This is a genomic window from Flavobacterium sp. T50_26 (assembly GCF_057652995.1).
The window spans coordinates 154,449-162,555 of the sequence record NZ_JBYFCC010000006.1 but is presented as its reverse complement, the minus strand read 5'-3'; the positions used below and the strand labels follow the sequence as shown (position 1 = coordinate 162,555).

The 8,107-nt window shown below is 32.2% G+C and carries 12 protein-coding genes; all 12 read right to left on the bottom strand.

From position 1 onward, the window contains the following. Positions 1 to 157 precede the first annotated feature (157 nt). A complete protein-coding gene (locus AC23MC_RS05450) occupies positions 158 to 595 on the bottom strand; it encodes a DUF4252 domain-containing protein (RefSeq protein WP_487567265.1) in 438 nt (145 codons plus the stop codon). Between the two features lie 72 nt (positions 596 to 667). Further along, on the bottom strand, positions 668 to 1,237 hold the full coding sequence (locus AC23MC_RS05445) for a hypothetical protein (RefSeq protein ID WP_487567266.1): 570 nt from the start codon (positions 1,235 to 1,237) through the stop codon (positions 668 to 670). Further along, positions 1,234 to 1,719: an RNA polymerase sigma factor gene (locus AC23MC_RS05440; protein WP_487567267.1), complete on the bottom strand. Its 486-nt coding sequence runs from the start codon at positions 1,717 to 1,719 to the stop codon at positions 1,234 to 1,236. Before AC23MC_RS05440 ends, AC23MC_RS05445 begins: the two co-directional genes overlap by 4 nt. Before the next feature lies 1 nt (position 1,720). After that, positions 1,721 to 2,557: an alpha/beta fold hydrolase gene (locus AC23MC_RS05435; protein ID WP_487567268.1), complete on the bottom strand. Its 837-nt coding sequence runs from the start codon at positions 2,555 to 2,557 to the stop codon at positions 1,721 to 1,723. 74 nt (positions 2,558 to 2,631) lie between these two features. Continuing rightward, complete coding sequence (locus tag AC23MC_RS05430; protein WP_487567269.1) at positions 2,632 to 3,408, bottom strand: TerC family protein; 777 nt, start codon at positions 3,406 to 3,408, stop codon at positions 2,632 to 2,634. A 34-nt stretch (positions 3,409 to 3,442) separates the two neighbouring features. Further along, positions 3,443 to 3,811: a DNA topoisomerase IV gene (locus AC23MC_RS05425; protein WP_487567270.1), complete on the bottom strand. Its 369-nt coding sequence runs from the start codon at positions 3,809 to 3,811 to the stop codon at positions 3,443 to 3,445. Positions 3,812 to 3,989: 178 nt separating this feature from the next. Then, positions 3,990 to 4,565 (bottom strand): DUF1572 family protein, encoded by a 576-nt coding sequence (locus tag AC23MC_RS05420; protein WP_487567271.1) that lies wholly within the window; start codon positions 4,563 to 4,565, stop codon positions 3,990 to 3,992. Then, positions 4,549 to 4,776, bottom strand: a complete 228-nt coding sequence (locus tag AC23MC_RS05415; RefSeq protein WP_487567272.1) for a DUF6095 family protein — start codon at positions 4,774 to 4,776, stop codon at positions 4,549 to 4,551. Before AC23MC_RS05415 ends, AC23MC_RS05420 begins: the two co-directional genes overlap by 17 nt. Before the next feature lie 5 nt (positions 4,777 to 4,781). Next, complete coding sequence (locus AC23MC_RS05410; RefSeq protein WP_487567273.1) at positions 4,782 to 5,513, bottom strand: hypothetical protein; 732 nt, start codon at positions 5,511 to 5,513, stop codon at positions 4,782 to 4,784. Between the two features lie 46 nt (positions 5,514 to 5,559). Further along, positions 5,560 to 6,375 carry an N-acetylmuramic acid 6-phosphate etherase gene (gene murQ, locus AC23MC_RS05405; protein ID WP_487567274.1) on the bottom strand — a complete coding sequence of 272 codons (816 nt, stop codon included), beginning with the start codon at positions 6,373 to 6,375 and terminating at the stop codon, positions 5,560 to 5,562. Positions 6,376 to 6,545: 170 nt separating this feature from the next. Continuing rightward, entirely contained in the window at positions 6,546 to 7,280 is a 735-nt protein-coding gene (locus tag AC23MC_RS05400; protein ID WP_487567275.1) for a ZIP family metal transporter, read from the bottom strand. Then, positions 7,280 to 8,044 carry a class I SAM-dependent methyltransferase gene (locus tag AC23MC_RS05395; protein ID WP_487567276.1) on the bottom strand — a complete coding sequence of 255 codons (765 nt, stop codon included), beginning with the start codon at positions 8,042 to 8,044 and terminating at the stop codon, positions 7,280 to 7,282. Before AC23MC_RS05395 ends, AC23MC_RS05400 begins: the two co-directional genes overlap by 1 nt. Positions 8,045 to 8,107: the final 63 nt, after the last annotated feature.

Sequence of the window (8,107 nt, the reverse complement as noted above, 5' to 3'; positions counted from 1 at the left end):
ATAAAATTAAACAAAAAAATAATGGGGTTTTAAAACCCCATTATTTTTTCTACTTACACAGTTTATGTTATAGTACCTTTTGACTCAAAACATAAAATAAAAAAAGGTTCGCAAATGAAAATATTTTCACTGCGAACCTTTTAATTTGAAATTGTAATTAGCTTAATTTAAGTTGAAAAACAACCGATTCATTTTCGCCGGAACCTTCTACAAACATAATTAGTTCTTTAATTTCATCGTTTTTTCCGTTTTTTACTAAAAATTCGACTTCTTTTCCGCCATCATTAATTCGCATTAATTCTTCAAATTCTTTTGATTTTTTGAATTTTTTAGCAATCGATCTCATTTCGCTCCGCAAGTTTGTATCACTGGTTGAGTACATTTTAAACGATGTAATACGATTGATAAAATCTACTACTTTTTTATCTTCCGAAGATAAATTTTCTTTGTCTGATAAATCACAAATTAAAGAGAATAAACTCTTGTTCATTGAAACTTTACTCACATTTTCTTCTTTTTCAAACTTTTCAAAAGATTGAGCAAAAGAAGAAACGGAAATAAAAAGTACAGCTACAGCACAAATTAATTTTTTCATGATTGATTGTTTTTTGATTAGTAATAAATTGAAGACGAATCAATTGTATTATTGTAACATTCAATCTTAAAATTATTTCACTTGATTAAGAAATTCAATCAATTTTAATTCTTTCTTAATTTGTTTGATTAAAAAGTAGCCAAAGACAAAGAAAAATCCATAACCGCTCACTAAACAATAAATATAAAATCCGTTGCTGAAATTGGCTTTAAAAGAAGGTAAAAGCATCGTAAAACCAATAAAATAGCTGACGTAAATAATTGGTGTTAGAATCAGATGAATCTTTTTTCGCCACTCATAAAATGTTTTTACTTTTTGAGAATAGTCTACTAATGATAAATCCGGTTTTATGCTTTTTAGTTTGGTTGAACTGTTGATCTCCAAAATAATTCTAAAAACCAACATACCAATCATCACACTCAAACCAATGGTGAGCGAATTAAATTGATGCGAATTAGTCCAAAAAAAGTAAAACAATAAAATTAAAACGGTCACAGAAATAATTCCGATTGTCCAATAATGATTGTGTTTTAAGGTTTTGGTATGTTCCTTCGCTTTAGCAATTAATGCAGAAGCAGTGGTGCTTGGTTTGGCAGTCGATTGCGAATTCCAAATTTCTTGTATGTTATTAAATTCTGTCATTTTTGTACACATTGAGTTAAACTTTTTTTAATTCTGTGAATTCGAACCCGAAGTGTTTCTTCGGTCAAACCCACTACTTGAGCAATTTCGCTATAGTCCATTCCTTCTAAAACCATTAGAATAATCATTTTTCCTATTTCATCTAATTTTTGAATACAAGCATACATTTTGCTTAATTTTTCTTCAATTTCAGGAGAATAATTTTCGGTTTCAAGATTGGGAAATTGTTCAGAACGGATTTCTTTTTTAGTTGATTTCTTTCGTAAATAAACCAAACACGTATTTACAGCTATTCTGAAAATCCAAGTACCAATACTGGATTCGTTTCTATAGGAATCTAAATTTTCCCAAACTTTGATGAAAACTTCTTGGGAAGCATCAGCAGCCAAATCAACATCGCCATTGAAATATCCTTTGCACAATCGCAAAACTTTGGGATAATGTGTGTTGAATAATTCGTTAAATTGGGCTTGCTTTTCCAAGTTAGTTTAAATTTTCGATTAGATTTTTCAAAAACCATTCCGGTTGATCAAACATTACAAAATGAGCGGCATTTTCAGCATATTCAATTTTTACAGAAGGTAATTTTTCAAATTGTGCTTGATAGGTTTTTTCAACTGTAGCTTTATCAGGAAATGTAGCTGCTAAGATAATCACCGGAACTTTTATTTTTGAAATTTCTTCTCTCAAATCTAAATTCAACATATCAATATAACCATTAACGTAAGTTTTACGATCGGCTTTATTCATCATTTCAATAATTACTTTTTGCTTTTCTTGGTTTTTACACATAAAGTGAACTTGTTGAGCATTCATTCCTTTAAAAGCGGCATCTTCCATTTGCAATATCATTTTGCTTTGCGGATTGTTGTATGGAATTTTTTCTCCGTTATAATTAGGGATCATCAAAGTGGCGGAGCAGGGAAGAGCATCAACAGCAATTACTTTTTTGAATAAATCCGGTTCAGAAGATGCCAACCAATAACTTAACGTTCCACCCAAGCTATGACCAATTAATGTTGGTTTAACAATTTTATTGGTTTTTGTATAAGAAATGATATCTTCTTTAATTCTACTAAACCAAGGCATTTCAATTGGAGCAACATCACCAAATCCGGCAAATGTAAAAATGTGGCATTCGTTGGTTTTAGAAAGTTCAGAAACAGTATCGTTCCAAAGTTCGCCTGTGCATCCAAAACCTGGGAATAGAAAAACAGGTTCTCCTTTTCCTTTGATAGTTACGTTGAATGATTTTTGAGCATAAATAGAAGTTACAAATGAACTTACAAGTGATAAAATAAAAAATGTAACAGTTTTCATAAGTTGTGATTTTTAAAAGTTTTCCTTTTGATTCATCACGATGAAAATTGTTACATCTTTTTTTATTTTTTTTTCTAATGTCCGCTTTTCTTCCTCATTTTCATATTAATAAATTCCACAGCTAGTGAAAAAGCAATAGCAAAATAGAGATAGCCTTTTGGAACTGCTCCAACGTGTTGACCTAACAAAGAAGCTTCGGATAGGTGCATACTTTCAGTAATCAACATAAATCCGATTAAGATTAAGAACGCCAAACCAAGTATTTGTATAGAAGGGTTTGCGTTAACGAAATTACCAACCGGAATCGCAAAAAGCATCATTACGCCTACGGAAATAACAACGGCAGTTACCATTATATAAAGAGCACCTTCAATGCCATTTGTCATACCAACAGCAGTTAAAATACTATCCACAGAGAAAATTAAGTCAATTAAAAGAATTTGAAAAATTACATTTCCAAATGATTTGGCGGCAGATGTTTTCAAATCTTTTTCTTCATCTCCTTTGTGGTCTACTTTTTCATGAATTTCCTTAGTACTTTTATAAATTAGAAATAAACCTCCTAAAAACAAAACCATTGCTTGTCCGGTAAAACTTCCGCTAAACCAACCCCAATCGATTGTGAACCAAGGAGCTTTCATGGCAATTAAGATGGTGATACCGAAAAGCAAAGCGATACGCATAAACATGGCTAAAAATAAACCGATTCGAGTGGCTTTTTTTCGTTTTTCTTGAGGTAATTTTCCGGTTACAATTGAGATGAAAATGATGTTGTCTATTCCAAGAACAATTTCAAGAAATGTTAAGGTTAAAAGAGCAACCCATGCATCGGGATTAGCAAATACTTCCATACAGTTTAGTTTGATTAATGATATTTATACGCAATTAATTCACTTTTGTTACAACGCCTTTTTGTTTAGCCGATTCGCCTACAAAAGAATATTCAAATGTATAGTTTTTTTCGGTTGTAGTTAAAATTTTCATATGAATTGCTTTTTTTTCTTTCATGCCTTTCGGATGAAGTTTTTGCAAAACAAATTCGCAATCATTTAACCATCTAACTGACGAAGAATCTGTTTTTCCACGAAAGGTTTCTATTTGTAAAGTATCATTTCGTTCAAAAATTGAAATTTCTTTTTTACCATCAATTTCTTGTTCAAATTGAAATTTTCCGGTTTTAAAATCGGCACAATTTCGTTCTTGTTGATAGCAGGAAATCAATAATAATGTTAAGAATGGAAGTAGTTTTTTCATATTTAAAAATAATGCTTGAGTTTAACGGATATAAATCCTAAAATGAAAATAGATATAATAAAAATGAAAATATTTCTTTCTCTATTTTTAATATTTTGCTCTTCTGAAAGTTTCGTTTTGCAGAATTTGAATATTATCCAATAGATAAAACCTCCAATTTCATGAAATGATTCGTATCTCATTTTAATTTTCTTAATTCATCATCAGTAAAATTCTTAATGCTTTTTTCTTTAGAAAATTTATCTGCATTATAATTGTTCGAGTTATTTTTAGGAATGGATAAACTTTTCCATTCGGTTTTCTTTACCATTTTGGCATAAAAGACGATTTGGCCAATATGGTAAGGATAATGAGCCAATTGACGATTTATGGCTTCTATAACGGTATGGCCTTCGTTTCGAATATAGATGATTTCGTTTAGTTGTTGTGGTTGTAAACTATTTAACGCATCAAATAAACATTGCCAACCTTTTTCCCAATGAGCTACAAGTTCAGGTTTGGTTGTGAGAATTTCTTCAAATTCAGCATCACGGTTTCGCCATTCTTTTTCGCCGTCGGTGATTAGAAAGTTGGTCCATCGCGAAAGCATATTTCCCACCAAATGTTTTATAATAATAGCTATCGAATTCGTGTCTTCATTCACAGAAATAAAAAGTTGCTCAGGTTCAAGTTGTTCCATTGCCTTTTCACCCAACGTTTTATAGTAGAGAAATTGTTTTGTGACACTTTCGAGGTAATTAGCTTTCGTTTCCATCAAATAAACTTTTCATCATAATTTTTATTCCTTTAAACATCAAAGATACGGCGGTAATACAGATAAAAATTCCGATTCCTAAAACAACATAATGCCAATTGGTATGTTTGTTCATAAACGCATTATGAATGAGAATTGGTCCCAAAAACATTAATGGAATGGAACCGACGGCATATTTTATTCCTTTAAAGAGAAGTTCTTTGTTGTCCATAATAATTAGTTAATTGTTGTTGGCGGAGGTGGTGGAGGCGTAGGAAATGGAAGAGAGAAAAAATCTAAAATTAGATTACAGTCAAAACCATTTTTCAATTCCAACAACTCTTTTTCATTTAACTCGCACAAATTTTTATTGTAACGCTTACGTGCAATTTCATCATATATTTTGATAAATCCTTCTTGAGTTTTTAAAAGAACTTTTTCAATAGAATCTCTTGGTGTTAATAGTCTCCAATTAACAAAGAAGGATTGACTACTTAGATTTTGATAAGGAGAATAATGTTTTTCATATCCAGAGTAATCATTTATAAACTGCTTTAAAATTTTACTAGGAATAGAATCTATTGAAGTGATATTTTCTTCTAATAATAATTGCCCTTTATGATTTAAAAGTATTGAAATTCTGTTGCGATTACTAATCAGAAGTTTATCACATTGTTTGAAAATATGAACATTCACAATTTCTTTGTTTTCTAAAATCAATCCAAAATTAATGTCTTTATCACAAATATCACTTTTATAAAAAAAACGTTCAACATCTTTTGCTAAACTATCTTCTGGTTGATTTAGTTTGAGATTAAATTTTGGTAAACTATCTGAGGAAATTACAAAAAGTTCATTTTTGCAAAATTTTGATGGTTTTTCATAAGAAAATAAAACAAACAAGAATGTAATTGCAACAATGGCAATTCCAAAATAAATAAAATTATTTTTACTTTCTCTGCGTTTCATTTTCTTAAAATCTTACTGAATCCCGATAGCTATTGGGAGCGACTATTTACTGCGACTGATAACTCTCCACCGCTTTCCGTACACTTCCAAATTTCTCCAACAGAATTCCCGCTTCTTCATAACTCACCGGAATTTCGCTCATAATCATTCGAATGCCACGATCAACTAATTTATTGTTGCTCAATTGCATATCGACCATTTTATTACCTTTCACTTTTCCAAGTTGAATCATCGTGGCTGTTGAAACCATATTCAAAACCAACTTTTGAGCGGTTCCGGCTTTCATTCGTGAACTTCCGGTTACAAATTCGGGTCCAACCACAACTTCAATTGGAAATTGGGAAACTTGCGAGAGCGGACTCCCTTCGTTGCAAGTAATACAACCCGTTGCAATGTTATTCTGATTGCATTTTTCTAATCCACCAATCACATACGGCGTGGTTCCCGAAGCCGCAATGCCAATTACAAAATCATTTTGATTGATGTTGAATTCTGATAAATCTTTCCAAGCTTGTTCAGTATCATCTTCGGCAAATTCAACCGCTTTTCGGATGGCTTTGTCGCCACCTGCAATGATTCCCACGACCAAATCAAACGGAACTCCGAACGTTGGAGGACATTCAGAAGCATCTACCACACCTAATCTTCCTGATGTTCCGGCTCCGATATAAAAAAGACGTCCGCCGTTTTTTAATTGACTAACTACTTTTTCAACAGTTTTTTCAATTTGTGGTAACGCTTTTTCAACCGCTAATGGAACAGTTTTATCTTCGTTATTAATGTTTTGTAGTAATTCGGAAACTGACATCTTTTCTAGATGTTCGTACTTGGAGGATTGTTCGGTGGTTTTGGTAAAAGACATACTTTTAATTTTCACTCAAAGATACGAGATTTTCATTTCTCGCAAAGTCGCGAAGTCGCAAAAAAAGTTACTGAGTTGCTGAGTAGCTGAGAACCTGAGTTTTTTTGATGATAATGATGAAATATAAGGTCATCCCAAATCAGAAAACCGACAACCTACAACAGAAAACTTTAATGCGAATGACCCATTTCCATCACATAAGCCAATATAAATCCCAACAAAATCATTGTTATTTTAGCTAAATTGAATTTGTGACCTTCATTGCTTTCAAAAATAATGGTAGAGGAAATATGAAATAAAATTCCAACTACAATGGCTGAAATTTCTTTGGAATAATGTTGTGCAAAATGCAATTGTTCCGCTAATAACGTTCCAATAGGCGTCATCAAAGCAAACGAAAACATAAAGGCAAAAACCATCATTTTATTCATCTTCGCATTTACAAAAAACAGTGTTAAAATAATCGCAATAGGAAAGTGGTGAACTGCAATTCCATAAGCCAAATTCGTATTTTCGTGAATCGGAAATCCTTCTAACAACGCGTGAATACACAAACTGATAAACAATAACCACGGAATTTGATGTACTTCATTGTTTTCATCGGTATGTACGTGAACGTGACCGTGTTCGGCACCTTTCGAGAAAAATTCGAGGATAATTTGGAACAAAATTCCAATCATAATAAAAACCCCAACCGGTAGCGTGTGATGTTCGTGTTCGCCTTCGTGTACGTGGTGATGACCTTCGTGAAATAATTCGGGAAGCAAATGCAAAACCGTTAGCGAAAGCAAAAAAGCTCCACTAAAAGCCAGTAATAATTTGATGTTTTTTTTCTTTTGAGGTTTTAAAAACAAAGCAATTAAAAAACCTAAAATTACAGCTGCAAAAGTGATGATGTATTGCATTATTTGAATATCAAAATTAAACGTTCAGATTGTGATTTGTAGAATTTTCGGAGTTTGTAATCGCCAAAAACATCTAATAAATAGATTCCGGCTTCATCCATCATCTTTTCAAAATCAGCTAATCGGAGAGCTTGCACTTTTTCGGTGAAATGAAACTCTTTTCCTTTATCCGAAAACGAAATTTCTTTGTAAATATGATTGTCTTTTTCATATCGTTTAATATGAAAATCGATGCCATCGACGGTTTTAGTTTCTTCCGGATTTAAATTTTCCAAAACGAAATCAACATTCATAAAATCAATGACTGCAAATCCATATTCTGTTAAGCTGTCGCGAATGGCTTTTAGCGTCGTTAAATTATCCGCATCATCTTCAAAATAACCAAAACTCGTGAATAAATTGAAAATAGCATCAAACTTTTCTTCAAACGAAATCCGCATATCATGAACCACAAAATGCAGTTTTTCATTCGATGATTTTGAAGCTGCATTTATGCTGTTTTCAGACAAATCTGCTCCGGTAACATCATAACCCAATTGATTCAAATAAATAGAATGACGACCTTTTCCACAAGCTAAATCTAAAATCTTGGCTTCTTCTGGTAGATTCAAATATTCGGTTAAATTATCCATAAACGCCTGTGCTTCTTCATAATCTCTGTCTTTGTAAAGAATATGATAATACGGAGTGTCAAACCAAGAGGCGTACCAGTTTTCGGTGGCGAGTTGCGAGTTGCGGGTTGAAGGAATTTTAGATTCTGACATTAATTGGATAGATGCTTTAAGAACGTGCAAATTTAGTGTATTTTTGCCAAGTTTTACAGATTT